General features: G+C 45.8%; 22 protein-coding genes. All 22 read left to right on the forward strand.

The window, feature by feature from the left end:
• The first annotated feature begins 71 nt into the window (after window positions 1–71).
• The 22 genes from trmFO (at window position 72) to cheY (ending at window position 18,412) form a co-directional block, all read left to right on the forward strand.
• Entirely contained in the window at window positions 72–1,376 is a 1,305-nt protein-coding gene (trmFO, locus tag KI350_RS04745; protein ID WP_065644126.1) for an FADH(2)-oxidizing methylenetetrahydrofolate--tRNA-(uracil(54)-C(5))-methyltransferase TrmFO, read from the forward strand.
• 66 nt (window positions 1,377–1,442) lie between these two features.
• Window positions 1,443–2,357, forward strand: a complete 915-nt coding sequence (gene xerC, locus KI350_RS04750; RefSeq protein ID WP_065644127.1) for a tyrosine recombinase XerC — start codon at window positions 1,443–1,445, stop codon at window positions 2,355–2,357.
• Window positions 2,358–2,370: 13 nt separating this feature from the next.
• Complete coding sequence (gene hslV, locus KI350_RS04755; RefSeq protein ID WP_020451384.1) at window positions 2,371–2,916, forward strand: ATP-dependent protease subunit HslV; 546 nt, start codon at window positions 2,371–2,373, stop codon at window positions 2,914–2,916.
• Between the two features lie 16 nt (window positions 2,917–2,932).
• Complete coding sequence (gene hslU, locus KI350_RS04760) at window positions 2,933–4,336, forward strand: ATP-dependent protease ATPase subunit HslU (protein ID WP_025811384.1); 1,404 nt, start codon at window positions 2,933–2,935, stop codon at window positions 4,334–4,336.
• A gap of 38 nt (window positions 4,337–4,374) precedes the next feature.
• Window positions 4,375–5,154: a GTP-sensing pleiotropic transcriptional regulator CodY gene (codY, locus tag KI350_RS04765; RefSeq protein WP_003181756.1), complete on the forward strand. Its 780-nt coding sequence runs from the start codon at window positions 4,375–4,377 to the stop codon at window positions 5,152–5,154.
• A gap of 351 nt (window positions 5,155–5,505) precedes the next feature.
• Entirely contained in the window at window positions 5,506–5,895 is a 390-nt protein-coding gene (flgB, locus tag KI350_RS04770) for a flagellar basal body rod protein FlgB (protein ID WP_020451387.1), read from the forward strand.
• Complete coding sequence (gene flgC, locus KI350_RS04775) at window positions 5,895–6,347, forward strand: flagellar basal body rod protein FlgC (protein WP_025811385.1); 453 nt, start codon at window positions 5,895–5,897, stop codon at window positions 6,345–6,347. The genes flgB and flgC overlap by 1 nt, the downstream gene beginning before the upstream one ends.
• A 13-nt stretch (window positions 6,348–6,360) precedes the next feature.
• Window positions 6,361–6,678, forward strand: coding sequence for a flagellar hook-basal body complex protein FliE (gene fliE / locus KI350_RS04780; RefSeq protein WP_020451389.1), 318 nt, complete (start codon window positions 6,361–6,363; stop codon window positions 6,676–6,678).
• Between the two features lie 50 nt (window positions 6,679–6,728).
• Complete coding sequence (fliF, locus tag KI350_RS04785) at window positions 6,729–8,330, forward strand: flagellar basal-body MS-ring/collar protein FliF (protein WP_020451390.1); 1,602 nt, start codon at window positions 6,729–6,731, stop codon at window positions 8,328–8,330.
• Window positions 8,331–8,343: 13 nt separating this feature from the next.
• Entirely contained in the window at window positions 8,344–9,360 is a 1,017-nt protein-coding gene (gene fliG, locus KI350_RS04790; RefSeq protein WP_020451391.1) for a flagellar motor switch protein FliG, read from the forward strand.
• The gene (fliH, locus tag KI350_RS04795; RefSeq protein ID WP_020451392.1) at window positions 9,344–10,111 is read left to right on the forward strand and encodes a flagellar assembly protein FliH; all 768 of its coding nucleotides are present in this window, start codon (window positions 9,344–9,346) and stop codon (window positions 10,109–10,111) included. The genes fliG and fliH overlap by 17 nt, the downstream gene beginning before the upstream one ends.
• On the forward strand, window positions 10,111–11,424 hold the full coding sequence (fliI, locus tag KI350_RS04800; protein ID WP_031305149.1) for a flagellar protein export ATPase FliI: 1,314 nt from the start codon (window positions 10,111–10,113) through the stop codon (window positions 11,422–11,424). The genes fliH and fliI overlap by 1 nt, the downstream gene beginning before the upstream one ends.
• A gap of 2 nt (window positions 11,425–11,426) precedes the next feature.
• Window positions 11,427–11,870, forward strand: coding sequence for a flagellar export protein FliJ (gene fliJ, locus KI350_RS04805; protein ID WP_020451394.1), 444 nt, complete (start codon window positions 11,427–11,429; stop codon window positions 11,868–11,870).
• A 13-nt stretch (window positions 11,871–11,883) separates the two neighbouring features.
• Window positions 11,884–12,498 (forward strand): MotE family protein, encoded by a 615-nt coding sequence (locus tag KI350_RS04810; RefSeq protein ID WP_023857208.1) that lies wholly within the window; start codon window positions 11,884–11,886, stop codon window positions 12,496–12,498.
• 1 nt (window position 12,499) lies between these two features.
• The gene (locus KI350_RS04815) at window positions 12,500–13,882 is read left to right on the forward strand and encodes a flagellar hook-length control protein FliK (RefSeq protein ID WP_023857207.1); all 1,383 of its coding nucleotides are present in this window, start codon (window positions 12,500–12,502) and stop codon (window positions 13,880–13,882) included.
• Window positions 13,882–14,349 (forward strand): flagellar hook assembly protein FlgD, encoded by a 468-nt coding sequence (gene flgD, locus KI350_RS04820; protein ID WP_023857206.1) that lies wholly within the window; start codon window positions 13,882–13,884, stop codon window positions 14,347–14,349. The genes KI350_RS04815 and flgD overlap by 1 nt, the downstream gene beginning before the upstream one ends.
• A gap of 27 nt (window positions 14,350–14,376) precedes the next feature.
• A complete protein-coding gene (flgG, locus tag KI350_RS04825) occupies window positions 14,377–15,177 on the forward strand; it encodes a flagellar basal body rod protein FlgG (RefSeq protein ID WP_025811386.1) in 801 nt (266 codons plus the stop codon).
• Between the two features lie 42 nt (window positions 15,178–15,219).
• A complete protein-coding gene (gene swrD / locus KI350_RS04830; RefSeq protein WP_003181786.1) occupies window positions 15,220–15,435 on the forward strand; it encodes a swarming motility protein SwrD in 216 nt (71 codons plus the stop codon).
• On the forward strand, window positions 15,432–15,863 hold the full coding sequence (gene fliL, locus KI350_RS04835; protein WP_020451399.1) for a flagellar basal body-associated protein FliL: 432 nt from the start codon (window positions 15,432–15,434) through the stop codon (window positions 15,861–15,863). The genes swrD and fliL overlap by 4 nt, the downstream gene beginning before the upstream one ends.
• A 35-nt stretch (window positions 15,864–15,898) precedes the next feature.
• Window positions 15,899–16,897 carry a flagellar motor switch protein FliM gene (gene fliM, locus KI350_RS04840; protein WP_020451400.1) on the forward strand — a complete coding sequence of 333 codons (999 nt, stop codon included), beginning with the start codon at window positions 15,899–15,901 and terminating at the stop codon, window positions 16,895–16,897.
• Entirely contained in the window at window positions 16,887–18,023 is a 1,137-nt protein-coding gene (gene fliY, locus KI350_RS04845; RefSeq protein ID WP_020451401.1) for a flagellar motor switch phosphatase FliY, read from the forward strand. The genes fliM and fliY overlap by 11 nt, the downstream gene beginning before the upstream one ends.
• A 26-nt stretch (window positions 18,024–18,049) precedes the next feature.
• Window positions 18,050–18,412, forward strand: coding sequence for a chemotaxis protein CheY (cheY, locus tag KI350_RS04850; protein ID WP_003181796.1), 363 nt, complete (start codon window positions 18,050–18,052; stop codon window positions 18,410–18,412).
• Window positions 18,413–18,422 lie beyond the last annotated feature (10 nt).

The following is an 18,422-nucleotide window of genomic DNA, read 5'->3' on the forward strand; positions in this document are numbered from 1 at the left end:
GAGCAGGGCTTTGCTCACCTTCTTTGTTGTGTTAAAAGATGAAGTCAACTCATAAATTAGGAGATGTGAATATGAATCAAACAGTAAATGTCATCGGTGCAGGACTTGCCGGAAGCGAAGCGGCATGGCAGCTTGCCAAGCGCGGTATCAATGTCCGTTTATACGAAATGAGACCTGTTAAGCAAACGCCGGCACACCATACAGATAAATTTGCAGAACTTGTCTGCAGCAACTCGCTACGGGCGAATGCATTAACGAACGCTGTCGGTGTATTAAAGGAAGAAATGCGGGTTCTTGACTCGGCCATCATCGCTGCTGCTGACGAATGTTCTGTTCCTGCCGGCGGTGCGCTTGCCGTAGACAGGCATGAATTTGCCGCAAACGTTACCGAAAAAGTAAAGAATCATCCGAATGTCGCCGTGCTTAATGAAGAAGTTACGGAAATACCGGAAGGACCGACAATTATTGCGACAGGACCGCTGACGTCAGAAGCGCTTTCCGCAAAGCTCCGGGAGCTGACAGGCGAAGACTATCTGTACTTTTATGACGCCGCTGCGCCGATTGTTGAAAAAGACAGCCTTGACATGGATAAAGTTTATTTGAAATCCCGCTATGACAAAGGGGAGGCAGCGTATTTGAACTGTCCGATGACTGAAGAAGAGTTTGACAGGTTTTATGACGCCCTTGTGTCTGCGGAAACTGTTCCATTGAAAGAATTTGAAAAGGAAATCTTCTTTGAAGGCTGCATGCCGATTGAAGTCATGGCGAAGCGCGGCAAAAAAACGATGCTGTTCGGCCCGATGAAGCCTGTCGGACTCGAAGATCCCAAAACAGGAAAGCGTCCATACGCCGTTGTCCAGCTGCGCCAAGATGATGCAGCCGGCACGCTTTACAATATCGTCGGTTTTCAGACCCACCTCAAATGGGGCGACCAAAAGGAAGTGCTCCGCCTCATTCCGGGATTGGAACAAGCTGAAATCGTCCGCTACGGCGTAATGCACAGAAATACGTTCATCAACTCGCCGAGTCTTTTAAAAGCGACCTACCAGTTTAAAAAACGGGATGATCTGTTTTTCGCCGGCCAAATGACAGGTGTTGAAGGGTATGTTGAATCAGCGGCTTCAGGTCTTGTTGCCGGAATAAATGCGGCTCGGCTCATCCAGGGAAAAGAACCGGTCACTTTTTCAAATGAAACAGCGATCGGCAGCATGGCCCATTACATCACGGAAACAAACAAGAAAAACTTCCAGCCGATGAATGCGAACTTCGGTCTGTTCAAGGAATTGGGGGTTAAAATTAAAAACAAGCAGGAACGAAACGAACAGTATGCTTCGCGCGCATTGGAGACAATTCAAAATATTTCGAAAACGCTATAGTTATTCATTGCCAGATGAACTTGTTATGTGATAACATTTAAAAGCCCTTTTCGAAGAGGTGTAATGATGGCAAATGTTAAGAATTTTTTAACTTTATTCATTGAATATTTACAAATAGAAAAGAATTATTCAAAATATACAATTGTGGGTTACATTTCTTCCATTGAAGACTTTGAACGCTTTTTACACGTTCAGGGCATAAAAGGTTTTGAAGACGTGACTTATCCGGATGTGAGGATTTTCTTGACGGAAGCGCATGAAAAAGGGCTTACTCGCAGGACGATCAGCAAGAAAATTTCGGCTCTGCGAAGCTTCTATAAATTTTTATTAAGGGAAAAGATGGTAAAAGAAAACCCGTTTCTGCTTGTCAGTCTTCCGAAACAGGATAAACGGATTCCAAAGTTTTTATATGAAAAAGAACTTGAAGAACTGTTTGAGGTTTCGGACCTGAGTACACCGCTCGGCCAAAGAAATCAGGCGCTCTTGGAACTTCTTTACGCAACAGGCATGCGGGTAAGCGAACTTTGCAGCCTGAAGGAATCTGATTTGGATCTGTTTTTAGATACGGTTTTGGTTCACGGGAAAGGCAGGAAGCAAAGGTATATTCCATTTGGTTCATTCGCCCGGGAGGCTTTGGATCTGTATTTGCAAAATGGAAGACGCATCCTTCTGTTAAAAGCGAAAGAGCCCTGCCCTTTTATTTTTTTGAATCAAAGGGGCGGGCCCTTAACCCCGAGGGGGGTTCGTTACATTTTGGGAGAACTGGTCAAGAAGACTTCGGGTACATTACATATACATCCGCATATGCTCCGCCATACTTTTGCCACCCATTTGTTAAATGAGGGTGCGGATCTCAGGAGCGTTCAGGAACTGCTTGGGCATTCAAACCTTTCTTCAACCCAGGTGTATACGCATGTATCTAAAGATATGCTCAGAAAGACATATATGTCTCATCACCCTCGGGCACATAAAGGGAAATAAAGGAGGTTCTTTTATGTCATCTTTTCACGCAACGACGATATTCGCCGTCCAGCACAACGGAAAAAGCGCGATGGCGGGAGACGGCCAGGTTACGTTCGGTCAGGCTGTCGTCATGAAGCATACCGCTAGAAAGGTAAGAAAGCTCTTCAACGGGAAAGTCATTGCCGGCTTTGCCGGTTCTGTTGCGGACGCTTTCACTCTCTTTGAAATGTTTGAAGCGAAGCTTGAAGAGTACAACGGCAATTTACAGCGTGCGGCAGTCGAGCTTGCAAAAGAGTGGCGAAGCGATAAAGTCCTCAGAAAGCTTGAGGCGATGCTGATCGTCATGAACGCTGACAGCATGCTGCTCGTTTCCGGAACAGGCGAGGTGATTGAACCTGACGACGGCATTTTGGCGATCGGCTCAGGCGGAAACTATGCCCTGGCAGCCGGAAGGGCGTTGAAACGTCATGCAGGCGGCCAGCTTGACGCAAGAGCGATTGCGAGGGCCTCACTTGAAACCGCGGGCGAAATCTGTGTGTATACGAACGATCAGATCATTGTAGAAGAACTTGAATAGAAAGGATATGAGGCATATGGAAAAAAAGCCGCTGACTCCTAGGCAGATCGTCGAAAGGCTTGATCAATACATCGTCGGCCAGCTCGATGCGAAAAAAGCGGTCGCCGTGGCATTGAGGAACCGCTACAGAAGAAGTCTTCTTGATGAAAAACTGCGCGAAGAAATCGTTCCGAAAAACATATTGATGATGGGTCCGACAGGTGTGGGAAAAACCGAGATTGCAAGACGAATCGCGAAGCTCGTCGGCGCTCCGTTCGTCAAAATCGAAGCGACGAAGTTCACGGAAGTCGGTTATGTGGGCAGAGATGTTGAATCGATGGTCAGGGATCTTGTGGAAACGTCAATCCGCCTCGTCAAAGAGGAAAAAATGAACGAAGTGAAAGGCATCGCCGAAGAAAACGCAAATAAACGCCTCGTCCGCCTGCTTGTACCGGGAAGGAAAAAACAGTCAGGTGCGAAAAATCCTTTTGAAATGCTGTTTGGCGGAAATCAGGATCAAGAGACGAATGAAGCGGAAAAGCATGAAGACACGGATATCGAAAACAATCGGAAGCGGATTGCACATCAGCTTGCTCTCGGCGAGCTTGAAGACCATTATGTCACCGTGGAGGTGGAGGAGCAGCAGCCATCCATGTTTGATATGCTCCAAGGCTCGGGTATGGAACAGATGGGCATGAACATGCAGGATGCGCTCAGCAGCCTGATGCCGAAAAAGAAAAAGCGCCGCAAGCTGACGGTTAGGGAAGCACGAAAAGTGCTGACGAATGAAGAAGCGGCAAAGCTCATCGATATGGACGAAGCTGCCCAGGAGGCCGTCCTGAGAGCCGAACAGTCGGGAATCATCTTTATCGATGAGATCGATAAAATCGCCAAAAAGAGCGGTGCTTCTTCATCGGCCGACGTCTCAAGAGAGGGCGTGCAGCGCGATATTCTTCCGATTGTAGAAGGCTCTACCGTCATGACAAAGTACGGTGCGGTCAAAACGGATCACGTGCTGTTCATCGCTGCAGGTGCATTCCATATGGCGAAGCCTTCAGATCTAATTCCAGAGCTGCAGGGACGCTTTCCGATCCGCGTTGAGCTTCAAAAGCTGAGCATCGATGATTTTGTGAAAATCTTAACTGAGCCTGACAACGCTCTTCTAAAGCAGTATAAGGCTTTATTGAAGACGGAAGGTATATCTCTTGAATTTTCTGACGATGCTATTCGTAAGATTGCAGAAGTGGCTTATCATGTGAACCAGGACACAGACAATATCGGGGCGAGAAGGCTTCACACCATTTTGGAACGGCTTTTGGAAGAACTGTCATTCGAGGCTCCGGATGTGATGATGGAGGAAGTTGTCATCACGCCTCAATATGTTGAAGAAAAGCTCGGTTCGATCGCTAAGAATAAGGATTTAAGCCAGTTTATTTTATAAACAATTAAATAAGAGTAATTTAGGAGGATCAATTTATTATGGCTTTATTACAAAAAACAAGAAAGATTAATGCAATGCTGCAAAATGCGGCAGGGAAGCCGGTTAATTTTAAAGAAATGGCCGAAACGCTTCGCGATGTGATTGATTCGAACATTTTCGTTGTCAGCCGCAGAGGAAAGCTTCTCGGTTTCTCGATCAACCAGCAGATCGAAAATGACCGGATGAAAAAAATGCTTGAAGAGCGCCAGTTTCCTGAAGACTATACAAAAAGCCTGTTCAACATTCCGGAAACTTCATCCAACCTTGACATTAACAGCGAATATACGGCTTTCCCTGTGGAAAACCGCGATTTGTTCCAAGCGGGTCTGACCACAGTCGTTCCGATCATCGGAGGGGGCGAAAGACTCGGCACCTTGATTCTGTCCCGCCTTCAGGAGAAATTCGAGGATGACGATCTGATCCTTGCTGAATATGGCGCAACGGTCGTAGGAATGGAAATTCTCAGAGAGAAAGCTGAAGAGATCGAAGAGGAAGCACGCAGCAAAGCGGTCGTTCAAATGGCGATCAGTTCATTATCTTACAGTGAGCTTGAAGCAATTGAACATATTTTTGAAGAGCTTGACGGAAATGAAGGTCTGCTTGTCGCAAGTAAAATTGCAGACCGCGTCGGCATCACCCGCTCGGTCATTGTCAATGCGCTGCGCAAACTTGAAAGCGCCGGTGTCATTGAATCAAGGTCATTAGGGATGAAAGGCACATACATTAAAGTCCTGAACAACAAATTTTTAATGGAATTAGAAAAACTAAAGTCTCATTAAAAGACGAAAGCCGCAGAACATGCCGTTCTGCGGCTTTTTTTATTTCACATTTTAAACTATATTATCGTAATTTTTTCATATCAAAAACAACTAAAATGCGGTGCTGAATCAATGCGTTGCTTGAATAAAAAATATACTAACATAATGTTTTGAAACTTTAACAAACGTAACATTACATAGTTCTTATAATCTAGGTCGAAATACCTATTCGCAAAATAGATATTTATTACGATTTTTTTTTGCGTCCAGATCATAGACTTTAAGCCTATTATTCCTTACAATAGGCTTATGGTTTTTACAATTCTCGACAAGATTTTGAGACAGATGGAAAAAGATTGGAGGTATTTGGCGATGGATATATTTTCAGGAACAATACATAGACTAGAGGGAGCCTTGAATCAAGCGAACATTAAGCAAAAAGTCATAACGAACAATCTGGCCAATGTAGACACACCGAACTACAAGGCGAAAAAAGTATCCTTCAAAAATGTGCTGAATGAGGAGTCCTCCCGAATTAACGCTATAAAAACAGACTATAGACACATTGACTTCAAAGGGAATGAGTCAAATTATTCAGTTGTGTCGAGAAAGAATACAAGTTATCAGGAAAACGGGAACAACGTGGACGTTGATCAGGAAATGAGTGAAATGGCGAAAAATCAAATCCAGTATCAAGCGCTGGTTGAAAGAATAAGCGGCAAATTCAACTCACTGCGGACCGCGATTACAGGAGGTAAATAATGGGGGTATTCAATAGCATCAACATCTCAGCTTCGGCGTTGACTGCACAGAGAGTCAGAATGGATACCGTTTCTTCCAACCTGGCAAACATGGACACAACAAGAGCGAAGCTGGTCGACGGACAGTGGCAGCCGTATAGAAGAAAGCTTGTATCGACGGCTCCGAAAGGCGAATCTTTTTCATCCGTGCTCCAATCATCGATGAATGCATCGGCGAGAGTCGGTGAAGGGGTAAAGGTGACCAAGATCACCGAAGACAAAACACCGTTTAAACTCGTTTATGATCCGACGCATCCCGACGCAAACGAAGACGGATACGTGCAGATGCCGAATGTCGATCCGCTAAAAGAGATGGTTGATTTAATGGGCAGCACAAGGTCATATGAAGCGAATGTCACAGCGATGAACGCGACAAAAGGAATGCTGATGAAAGCACTAGAAATCGGAAAGTAGGGTGATGACACGAATGGTTAATGGAATCTCTCCATTTGGAATTCAACCCGTGCAGGCGGGAACGAATGCAACAAATCAGATCACGAACAAGCAGGACGGTTCAGAGAACCAAGTCAGCTTTTCCAACGTGCTGAAAGATTCTATCAATGCTTTGAATCAATCTCAAAATGAATCTGATAAACTGACAAACGCGCTTGCTCTCGGTCAGGATGTCAACCTTGATGAAGTGATGGTTGCAGCCCAGAAGGCAAATATTACATTGACGGCTGCGACGGAATTCCGCAACAAAGCGGTTGAAGCTTATCAGGAAATCATGAGAATGCAAATGTAAGAAAGGAGTCTGAAAGCGAAGAGAATTAGTGTAACTACCGGGGGAGTAAGATGAATCGTACTTTATTGCAAATCAAAACGAAAATAACAGATTTTTGGAAAAACAGATCAAAGCTGCAGAAGTTTTTGATGATCGGCATCGTCGCTCTGGCAGTGATCCTGTCAATCATCATTGGAATTGTTGCTTCGTCGAATAAAATGGTGCCGCTCTATAAAGACTTGTCAGCTGAAGAAACCGGCCAAATCAAAAAAGTGCTCGATGAAAAAGGTGTTCCATCTGAGGTTGCAGCTGACGGTTCAGTCATTAAAGTTCCGGAAGAAAAAGTCGACGGGCTGAAAGTCGATCTTGCGGCAGAGGGTCTTCCGAAAAGCGGAAGCATCGATTATTCGTTCTTTGGTCAAAATGCCGGTTTCGGTATGACGGACAACGAATTTGACGTATTGAAAGTGAAAGCAACGCAAACCGAGCTTTCCAACCTCATCAAAGGAATAGACGGGATTAAAGATTCAAAGGTCATGATTAACCTGCCGAAGGAATCCGTCTTTGTCGGAGAGGAAAAGCCGGAAGCATCCGCTTCGATTGTTCTTCAGGTGAAGCCCGGCCACACGCTTGATCAAAATGAAATCAACGGCCTTTATCATCTCGTATCGAAAAGCGTGCCGAACCTTGATCCGGAAAACATCGTGATCATGGATCAAAACTCCACGTATTACGATCAAACCGGCAAAGATTCAGGTTCATACGCTGACAGCTACTCTTCACAAAGGCAAGTCAAAGCTCAGATCGAAAAGGACCTGCAGAGACAAATTCAAACCATGCTCGGCACGATGATGGGACAGGATAAAGTAGTTGTATCCGTCACATCCGACATCGACTTCACAAAAGAAAACAGGACGGAAGATCTGGTTGAACCTGTCGACAAAGAAAATATGGAAGGGATCACGGTCAGCGCAGAGCGCGTCAGTGAAACGTATTCCGGACAGGGAGCGCAAGCTGGAGGCGTCAACGGAACAGGTGAAAACGATGTAACAAACTATGCGGAGACAGAAGGCGGAACAGGCAACGGAGACTACGAAAAAAGCGAAGAACGAATCAACAATGAAGTCAACAAAATCCATAAAGAAATCGCCGAAAGTCCGTACAAAATCAGAGATCTGGGCGTCCAGGTCATGGTTGAACCGCCTGATGCGAAGAACCCGCAGTCACTGCCCGCTGAAAGAGAAGATGATATTAAAAAAATCCTCTCAACCATTGTGAAAACATCGATCGACAAGAAGTATGAAGAAGAGCCGCTGACAGATGAGGATATTGAAAATAAAATCGTTGTTTCTGTCCAATCGTTCGACGGCAAGCAGACAATCGATGAAGGAACGGAAACAGGCGGCATACCGATGTGGATTTACATCGCAGGCGGAGCAGCGCTTGTTGCTGTAATCGGCCTCATCATCTGGCTTGTCAGAAGACGTAAAAATAGAGATGACGAATACGAGGAAGAATGGTATGAAACGCCTCAGGAACCGATTCGTGTTGCTGATGTGAACAATGAAAAAGAGACGGAAGAAACTGTCAGACGAAAACAGCTTGAAAAAATGGCGAAAGATAAGCCTGAAGAATTCGCCAAATTGTTGCGCAGCTGGCTGACCGAGGATTAGGAGGAGTATTGAAATGGCAAAAATGAAACAAGACAGGCTTACAGGCAAACAAAAAGCGGCCATTCTCATGATATCCTTAGGGCTTGATGTGTCAGCTTCCGTTTACAAGCATTTAACAGATGAAGAAATCGAAAGGCTGACGCTTGAAATATCAAATGTCAGAGCTGTATCACCAGAGAAAAAAGATGAAATTATTCAGGAATTTCATGAAACGGCTATTGCTCAAGAATATATATCACAAGGCGGCATTCACTACGCCAAGCAGGTGCTTGACAAAGCGCTCGGCGAAGACAAAGCCGCCAGCATTATCAACAGGTTGACATCGTCTCTTCAAGTCAGACCGTTCGATTTTGCCAGAAAAGCGGATCCCGAGCAGATTCTGAACTTTATCCAGCATGAACATCCGCAGACGATCGCATTGATTCTGTCTTATCTCGATCCCGTGCAATCCGGTCAGATATTGTCAGAACTAAATCAGGATGTGCAGGCAGAGGTTGCAAGACGGATCGCTGTCATGGACAGGACGTCGCCGGAAATCATCAATGAAGTCGAACAGATTCTGGAGCAAAAGCTATCCTCCACATTCACTCAGGACTACACGCAGACCGGCGGCATTGAAGCCGTTGTCGAAGTGTTGAACGGAGTTGACAGAGGTACAGAGAAAACGATCCTTGACTCCCTTGAAATCCAGGATCCTGAGCTTGCCGACGAGATTAAAAAGCGGATGTTCGTCTTTGAAGATATCGTTACGCTTGATAACCGCGCCATTCAAAGGGTTATCCGCGATGTGGAAAACGACGATCTGCTTCTCTCCCTCAAAGTGGCCAGCGAAGAGGTCAAAGACATCGTCTTCAGCAATATGTCGCAGCGTATGGCTGAAACATTTAAAGAAGAAATGGAGTTCATGGGTCCTGTGCGTCTGCGTGACGTAGAAGAAGCTCAATCCAGAATCGTAAGCGTCATCCGAAGACTTGAAGAAGCAGGTGAGATCGTAATCGCCAGAGGCGGAGGAGATGATATCATTGTCTAACATTATTAAACAGCGATTATCATCAATACCGCCAAAAGAAAGGCGGACGATTTCATTAAAGGAAGTCAAACTTCCTGAAACAGAAACTGAACTTGATACCGGACAGGATCCGGAATTCCTCCTCGATCATGCCAGACAGGAAGCAGGGAAAATATACGAAAAAGCGAACGCTGAACTCGAACAGGTCAGACGGCAAATCGAAGAGGAAAGGATAAGCTGGGAAACAGAACGCGAAGCGCTGATAGACCAGGCGAAACAAGAAGGCTTTCAAGCGGGGTTTGAACAGGGAAAGGCCGAGGCCCAAAGCACTTATCAATCCTATTTGGATGAAGCCAACGCCATCGTCGGAGCGGCGAGGCGTGACTATGAAGAAAAAATCGAACAATCTTCCGAAGAAATTGTCGAACTTGCCGTGTCGCTGGCTAAAAAAGTTTGGAATCAAAAGGCTGACGACAAAGAAGCTTTTTCAGCCCTCGTCAAACAGGTGCTGTCCGAAATGAAAGAGTTCGATGACATTGCCGTCTATGTGGATCCGGAGTATTACACAGAGGTTCAAAGCCACAAAAACGAACTTGAGCAGCTCCTCCAATATGGCGCCCATCTCGCGATATACGCCGATGAAAAAGCGCCAAAGGGAACGTGCTATGTTGAAACGGCCTTCGGAAGAATTGATGCAGGAATCGACACTCAATTACAGCAGCTGAAACAAAAACTGCTCAGCCTGCTTGAAACGGCAGGTGTTGTCCAGTGATGCTTGAGCAGCTGCTTGAATGTATAGAAACCGCAGACTCCTACAAACGTTACGGAAAAGTCAAACAAGCGGTCGGCCTGATGATTGAATCCAAAGGACCTGAATGCTCAATCGGCGATGTCTGCAAAATCTATACAAAAGGTGACGGGCCAAAGGCCATCAAAGCTGAGGTCGTCGGCTTCAAAGACCAAAATATTCTTCTGATGCCATATTTGGAAGCGGCCAATATTGCACCCGGCAGTATTGTCGAAGCGACGGGAGAATCGCTCAGAGTCAAAGTCGGCTCCGGCTTGATCGGGCAAGTTGTCGATGCATTCGGCAATCCGCTCGACGGCAGCACGCTTCCGAAAGGTTTGGCTCAAGTTTCGACAGAACAGGCGCCGCCTAATCCGATGAAAAGGCCGCCAATCAGAGAAAAAATGGCGGTCGGCGTCAGATCAATCGACAGTCTGCTGACCGTCGGAAAAGGACAACGTGTCGGGATATTCGCCGGAAGCGGCGTCGGAAAAAGCACGCTCATGGGCATGATTGCAAGAGAGACGGCCGCAGACTTGAATGTCATCGCTCTTGTCGGAGAGCGGGGCCGCGAAGTCAGGGAGTTCATTGAGAAAGATCTCGGCGAAGAAGGGCTGAAGCGCACGATCGTTGTAGTGGCTACTTCTGACCAGCCGGCATTGATGCGGCTGAAAGCGGCCTATACAGCAACAGCGATTGCCGAGTACTTCCGCGACAAAGGACAAAACGTGATGTTCATGATGGACTCGGTGACAAGGGTTGCCATGGCTCAGAGGGAAATCGGCCTGGCGACGGGCGAACCGCCGACGACGAAAGGTTATACACCCTCAGTGTTCGCTATTTTACCTAAGCTCTTAGAACGAACAGGAACGACGGAAAACGGGTCAATAACTGCTTTCTATACGGTTCTTGTCGACGGTGATGATATGAATGAACCGATCGCCGATACTGTCAGGGGAATCTTGGACGGTCATATCGTTCTTGACCGGAGCCTTGCGAATAAAGGCCAGTTTCCGGCAGTCAACATTTTAAAAAGCATCAGCAGGGTGATGTCAAACATCGCCGGGAAAGATCATATAAGAGCAGCGAACCGGTTCAGGGAAATGCTGTCAACCTATCAAAACTCAGAGGACCTGATCAACATAGGAGCCTATAAAAAAGGGTCTTCCAGAGAAATTGATGAGGCCATACAATTCCACCCTAAGCTGATCAGCTTCCTCAAGCAGGAAGTGGATGAAGCGGCGTCGCTGGAAGAGAGCATTTCTTTATTAAAGAGTCTTACAGGAAGAGAGGATTAAGAATGGCTTATTCATTTAAATTTCAAAAGCTCCTCGAGCTTAAAGAAAATGAAAAAGACCAATCATTCGCTGAATATCAGCACTCAGTTTCCGAATTCGAAAAGGTCGCGGAAAAGCTGTATGAAAGCATGAACCAAAAAGAAACGCTAGAAAAAAACAAGGAAATCAAGATGCAGACAGGAATGAGCGTTCAGGAAATGCGGCATTATCAGCAATTTGTCACAAATCTTGAAACGACTATCTACCATTATCAAAAGCTCGTCATGATGAAGAGAAATGAAATGAATGAAAAACAGCACGATCTGACGGAAAAAAATATCGAGCTGAAAAAATTTGAAAAAATGAAAGAAAAGCAGTTTGAAATGTATTCGCTGCAAAACAAAGCAAATGAGTTAAAGGAAATGGACGATATCTCCATTGCCCAGTACATAACTCAAGGAAGCTAGGGGTAGAAAAACGATGACCGAAGAAAAAAAAGCCGGTAAATTTCAGACATTTTTGTTTGTCATCGTCATTCCGCTGATCTTTTTAATCGTTGCAGCGTTTGTCGGCATGTGGCTTTTGGGCGTCAATTTCCAGGATGCAGCCTCCAAAATCCCCGTTGTTAAAGAGCTTGTGAAAAACGGCGAGGATCAGGACAAAGATCACGCAGCAAAGCAGCAGGAGAACAAAGCAGAAAAGCTCCAAAAGACGATCGATGAACAAAAAAGCGAAATCGAAACGCTGACGAGTGACTTGAAAACGAGTGATCAAGAGATTAAAAGGCTGAAACAAAAAATCAGCTCGTTCGAAAAAACGGAAAAAGATGAAAAAGAGCAGAAAGAAAAGAACACCGAAGGTCAAGGAGACGGAAAAAAAGTCGTCAAAATTTATGAAAGCATGCAAAGCAATAAAGCTGCAAAAATTTTAAGCGAATTAAAAGAAGAAGAGGCAATCAACATTTTAGATTCTTTAAGCAAAAAGAAAGTGACTGAGATCCTCTCCAAAATGTCTCCTGATAAAGCGGCTGTATTCACAGAAAAGCTTGTGAAAAACGAAGCGAAAAATGAAAAGAAAAAAGAAGGGGGGGAATAGCTTGAGGCTTTTTGACGCAATCTCTTTTGATGCCAAGCCTGCGGCGGATACCGCAACTGCAAAAACGAGCAGGACGCCTCTGGGCGGACTCTTTCAAAATGTGCTCCAAAAGGAAAACAGCTCACTTTCCCCTTTTCAAAAGGGAGAAGAACCTTCTCAGGACACGTCATTGGAAGGGCTTTTGCATGAACTGAAGCAATGGCTTTTAAATAATGAAGGCGGCTCCTTCAATGAAGACTGGTTGAATTCCCTCCAGCATGTTGAAGAGCTGAATCCATCTCCGGATGAACTCGCATTGGCAGAACAGCTGTTACAGCAAATAAAAGAGCTGCTTGAAAATGCCGCTCTGCCTGGACAATCAGGCAAAACAGCTGATGCTATTGAAGCTGTGCCTGCTGACGAAAGCGGGACAGAAGAGCCGAAACTGACTGACCTGCAAATTCTTGGTCAGATTCAGCAGCTGCTCGCTGTGATCGTAAATGAAAATCAACCGGCACTCAAAACTTCACAAATCGCAGAAATATTGAAACAAGCGCCGGAATTTCTCGCCGCTCTTCAGACAAAGGCGGGAACAGAAGGGCTGATTGATGAACTTAAACGCCAATTTTTCACAAAAGATCCGGGTGAGTCGCAGCTTTTGTCCATGTCAAACGCTGAGTTGAAAAGCTTGAAAAGTATAATGGAGCAGATGATGAGCGCAAACGCTGAACCGGATCCAAAAGAGTGGAAAATGGCGGAAAGCGAACTAAAGGCAATGCTCATGAGCAAAAAAACCGATGTCTCTCTTTCTGAGAAGCCGTTGTCCTTTGTTTTGAACGGAAGGGAAATTCAAACTGAAGGAAAGCAAGGCCAAAAGGAACAGCCGATTCAGTCCTCTGTACTGGCCAATCATCGGACAGGCGCAGTGCTGATCCAGGGTCTCCAAACCGCGGCGGCAGAGGAATCTTCCGCTCAGCCGAAAAGCTTTTCAGAACAAATTCTCAGCTCATGGAAACAGATGAAGTATACACCGTTCGGCAGATCGACAGGCAGTTTCACGATCCGCCTGAATCCTGAAAATCTTGGCTTTATCACGATCAAACTCGTCAAACAGCACGGGATGTTTTCGAGCAAAATCATCGCATCGACCCAGTCGGCTAAAGAGCTGCTCGAACACAATCTCGCGCACCTTAAACAGGCGCTGCCCAACATGTCTGTACAAATTGACCGCTTCGGTGTGCCGCTTCAAAACGGCGATCAGACCTTCGGACAGCTGGCGGACGAACAGAAAAACCAACATCAGCCGAAGGAAGATCAGCAAAAAGAGCAGGAAAATGAGGATTTTCAGGAGTTTCTGGATGAGCTTATCGAGACTCGATCACTGGACAGCGAGGAGGAGATCTAATGCCTGACACTTCAATTGATACAAGAACTGCCATAGGGACAACAAACACGAAATCGACGACATCCGATTTTTTATCCGAGGCAAAAAAAGCCGAAAAAGCAGGGAGCGGCTCCAATCTTGGCAAGGATGAATTTTTGAAACTGCTCATGAAACAACTGCAGTATCAAGACCCCTTAAATCCGATGGAAGACCGTGAATTCATTGCGCAAATGGCGACCTTTTCAAGCCTTGAGCAACTAACGAATCTGAACACAACGATGTCGGCGTTTGTCGGACTTCAGGACCCGATGACGATGTATGTCAGCTGGATCGGAAAAGAAGTCACCTATGAAGGTGAAGACAGCGAAGAAAAAACAGCGCTCGTCAAATCAGTTAAAAGCTCAGACGGACAGTATCTGCTTGTCCTTGACGATGGAACCGAAGTCAATCCGTGGAATGTGACGGCGGTCAGTCATTCTGACAAATAAAAACAGATAATTCAGGGAGGAATAATTATGTTACGTTCACTATACTCAGGAATCAGCGGCATGAAAAACTTTCAGACAAAGCTTGATGTCGTGGCAAACAACATTTCGAATGTCAATACGGCAGGCTATAAGAAAAGCCGGATTACGTTTAAAGATATTGTCAGCCAGCAGCTTTCCGGTGCGACGTCGTCTACTGCAAACCGCGGCTCTGTCAACGGCCAGCAGGTCGGGCTCGGTGCGACGACCGGATCGATCGATATCATTCACACAAACGCAGCGCCTTCAACAACAGGCCGCCAGCTAGACATGACTATTACAGGAGACGGCTATTTCCGTGTCGGATTGGGAGACGGAGATTATGAAGTGTACTTTACAAGATCCGGGAACTTCTACCGCTCTGATGAAGGTGATCTCGTCACTGCTGACGGGCTGTTCGTCTTAACGCCTGATAACGGGAGAATCAATATTCCGCAAGACGCGCAAAGCTTCAGCATCGGACCTGACGGAACGGTGACTTATGTCGACAAAAACAACGAGAGCCAGCCCGCCGGCCAAATCTCGCTTGCGACATTCAACAATACATCCGGTTTAACAAAAACGGGGGACAACCTTTACCGCGAAACATTGAGTTCTGGAGCTCCGCAAGTCGTTGTGCCTGGAGAAGACGGCTCAGGAAAGATTCAAACGAGTGCGCTTGAAATGTCGAACGTCGACCTTTCAGAAGAGTTTTCCGAAATGATTATCGCGCAGCGCGGCTTCCAGTCCAATGCGAAAATCATTACAACCTCTGATGAAATTCTTCAGGAACTCGTCAATCTGAAGCGATAGGAGGGAAGGAGGCGCCCTCGTAAAGGCGCCTCTTGAAAACACATGATCAAAGTTACGCGATTAAACGGACAGCCTTTTATTCTGAACGCGCTATTCATTGAGCAAATTGAATGTTTTCCGGATACGACAATTACGCTGTCAAACGGAAAAAAGTTTGTTGTCAAAGAAGATGAAGATACAGTTGTGGATACAATCGTGTCATTCTATCAAAAAATCCAAATACTTTCTTGTGACCAAAGAATTGAGGAATCTGAATGAATAAAAAACTTCTAGGAATTATGCTGACGATTATTCTGGCAATTGCTGTGTTAGGAACCGCTGCGTTCTTTGTCATTAAGGGAAGCGCAAGTGAAAAAGATCAAACGAAAGAACCTTCGATCGATGAAGTGGTCGAATCATCAGTTGAAGTCGCCGAAATCACGACAAACTTGAAATCGGACAATGTGGTCCGTTTGTCAATCAAGCTTGAAACCGATTCGAAAGAGGCGAAAGAAGAGCTTGAAAAGCGGGATTTCCAAATTAAAGATTCAGTCATCTCCCTTTTGGCAAACACGAACGCAGATGATCTTGAAGGACAAAAAGGAAAAGAAAAGTTTAAAGAGCAGCTGAAAGAAAAGCTGAACACGAACTACATGAAAGAGGGAAAAGTGAAAACTGTATACATTACCTCCTTTAATCTGCAGTAGGAACATAGATGACAGAACCATGGAGGTGAAAACAGATGGCAGGAGAAGTACTCTCCCAAAATGAAATCGATGCACTGCTTTCAGCGATATCGACAGGTGAAATGGACGCCGACGAGCTGAAAAAAGAAGAGTCCGTTAAAAAAGTAAAAGTCTATGACTTTAAACGGGCGCTCCGCTTTTCAAAGGATCAGATCCGCAGCTTGACAAGGATTCACGATAACTTTGCAAGGCTGCTAACGACTTATTTCTCGGCTCAGCTGAGAACCTATATCCAGATCTCGGTCAGCTCGGTTGATCAGGTTCCTTATGAGGAATTCATCAGATCCATTCCGAATATGACGATCCTCAATCTGTTTGAGGTTCGCCCTCTTGAAGGAAGAATCATGATGGAGATCAACCCGACCATCGCCTATACGATGATGGACCGGGTGATGGGCGGGATCGGTTCGAGCCACAACAAAATTGACAGCATGACGGAAATTGAGACGAAAATCATGTCCAATTTATTTGAAAGCTGCCTCTCGAATTATAAAGATGCGTGGGAATCCATCACGGAAATCGAGCCGGAAATGTCCGATTTTGAAGTGAATCCGCAGTTTGTGCAAATGGTATCGCCGAATGAGACGGTCGTTGTCATTTCGCTGAACACGCAAATAGGAGACATCAGCGGGGTTATCAACCTGTGCATCCCGCACGTCGTCCTGGAACCGATCATTCCTAAGCTTTCCGTTCACTACTGGATGCAATCAGACAGAATAGAACCAAAACCGGAGGAAACAAAGTCGATAGAAAAGCGGATTATGACGGCGCGAATTCCAATTGTCGCAGAACTCGGATCATCGGAATTAACCATTGAAGAGTTTTTAAATTTAGAAATTGGAGATTGTATCACTTTGGACAAATCAGTAGCAGAACCTCTTACTGTTTTGGTCGGAGATAAACCGAAATTTCTAGCACAAGCCGGCCGAATGAATCGAAAGACTGCGATTCAAATTCTAGATCACGACATAAGAGGTGAAGAATATGGAGAATAACAATAGGTTATCACAGGATGAAATTGATGCGCTGCTTAAAGGCGGCGATGATACGGCTCAAGAGCAGCCGGAATCAGGGTTGTCCCTGATGGAACAGGATACGATCGGGGAAATCGGAAACATTTCCTTTGGGAGCTCTGCAACAGCTTTGTCCACTTTATTGAATCAAAAAGTCGAAATTACAACACCGACTGTTTCGGTGATTGAAAAAAGCCATTTAAATGATGAGTTCCCGCACCCGTATGTTTCAATCGGTGTGAGCTATACGGAAGGTTTTTCAGGAAACAATCTTCTCGTCATCAAGCAGGAAGATGCCGCGATCATCGCTGATTTGATGATGGGTGGAGACGGGACGAACGCAGATCCGTCGCTTGGCGAAATTCATCTAAGCGCCGTTCAGGAAGCGATGAACCAAATGATGGGTTCCGCAGCGACGTCGATGTCCACCGTCTTCAGCAAGAAGATTGATATTTCTCCGCCGGAAGTTGACCTCCTTGATGTGAATGAAGGGGAAGGAACAGAGCAAATTCCGAAAGAGGACCCGCTCGTCAAAGTATCTTTCAGACTGAAAGTCGGAGAACTGATCGATTCGCATATTATGCAGCTTTATCCGCTGACCTTTGCAAAAGACCTGATCGATGAATTAACGAATCAGGACGGCGGAGAAGAGCCTGTGCAGACTGAAGAGGTAAAGCAGCCGCCCGTACAGGAAAACCCGGCGCCTAGTCCGAGTCCGGCACCTGCTCAGACACAAAGACAGGAGCCTGCGCCTAAACGGCAAGGGACGGCAAAAGTTTCAGAGCCTGTGCAGGTGGCACCGGCAGAGTTTCAATCCTTTGCCCCTCAGACTGACGCGCAGCCGCACCTTCAAAACCTTGACATGCTCATGGATATTCCTTTGTCCGTCACAGTCGAGCTGGGGAGGACAAACCGCAGCGTCAAAGAGGTGCTTGAACTGTCAACCGGCAGTATCATTGAGCTTGACAAACTCGCCGGCGAGCCTGTCGACATCCTGGTCAACCAGCGCGTCGTTGCCAAAGGCGAAGTCGTCGTCATCGACGAAAACTTCGGCGTCAGGGTGACAGACATTTTAAGTCAGGCGGAACGAATCAGCAAATTACGATAATAACAGATTGATTGGAGAGATTAATAATGGCTTACAAGATTTTAGTAGTTGATGATGCAGCATTTATGAGAATGATGATTAAAGACATTTTGGTGAAAAACGGCTTTGAAGTCGTCGCAGAAGCGCAAGACGGAGCACAGGCTGTTGAAAAATATAAAGAGCATTCACCTGATCTCGTCACAATGGATATCACGATGCCGGAAAAAGACGGAATCACGGCTCTTAAAGAAATCAAGGAAATCGATCCGCAGGCAAAAATCATCATGTGTTCGGCAATGGGCCAGCAATCGATGGTTATCGACGCCATTCAGGCGGGAGCGAAAGACTTTATCGTCAAACCGTTCCAGGCTGACCGCGTCATGGAAGCGATCAATAAAACGCTAAGCTAAAGGGTGTACA

It is taken from the genome of Bacillus sp. J41TS8, assembly GCF_018333035.1.
Lineage (GTDB): Bacteria > Bacillota > Bacilli > Bacillales > Bacillaceae > Bacillus > Bacillus paralicheniformis.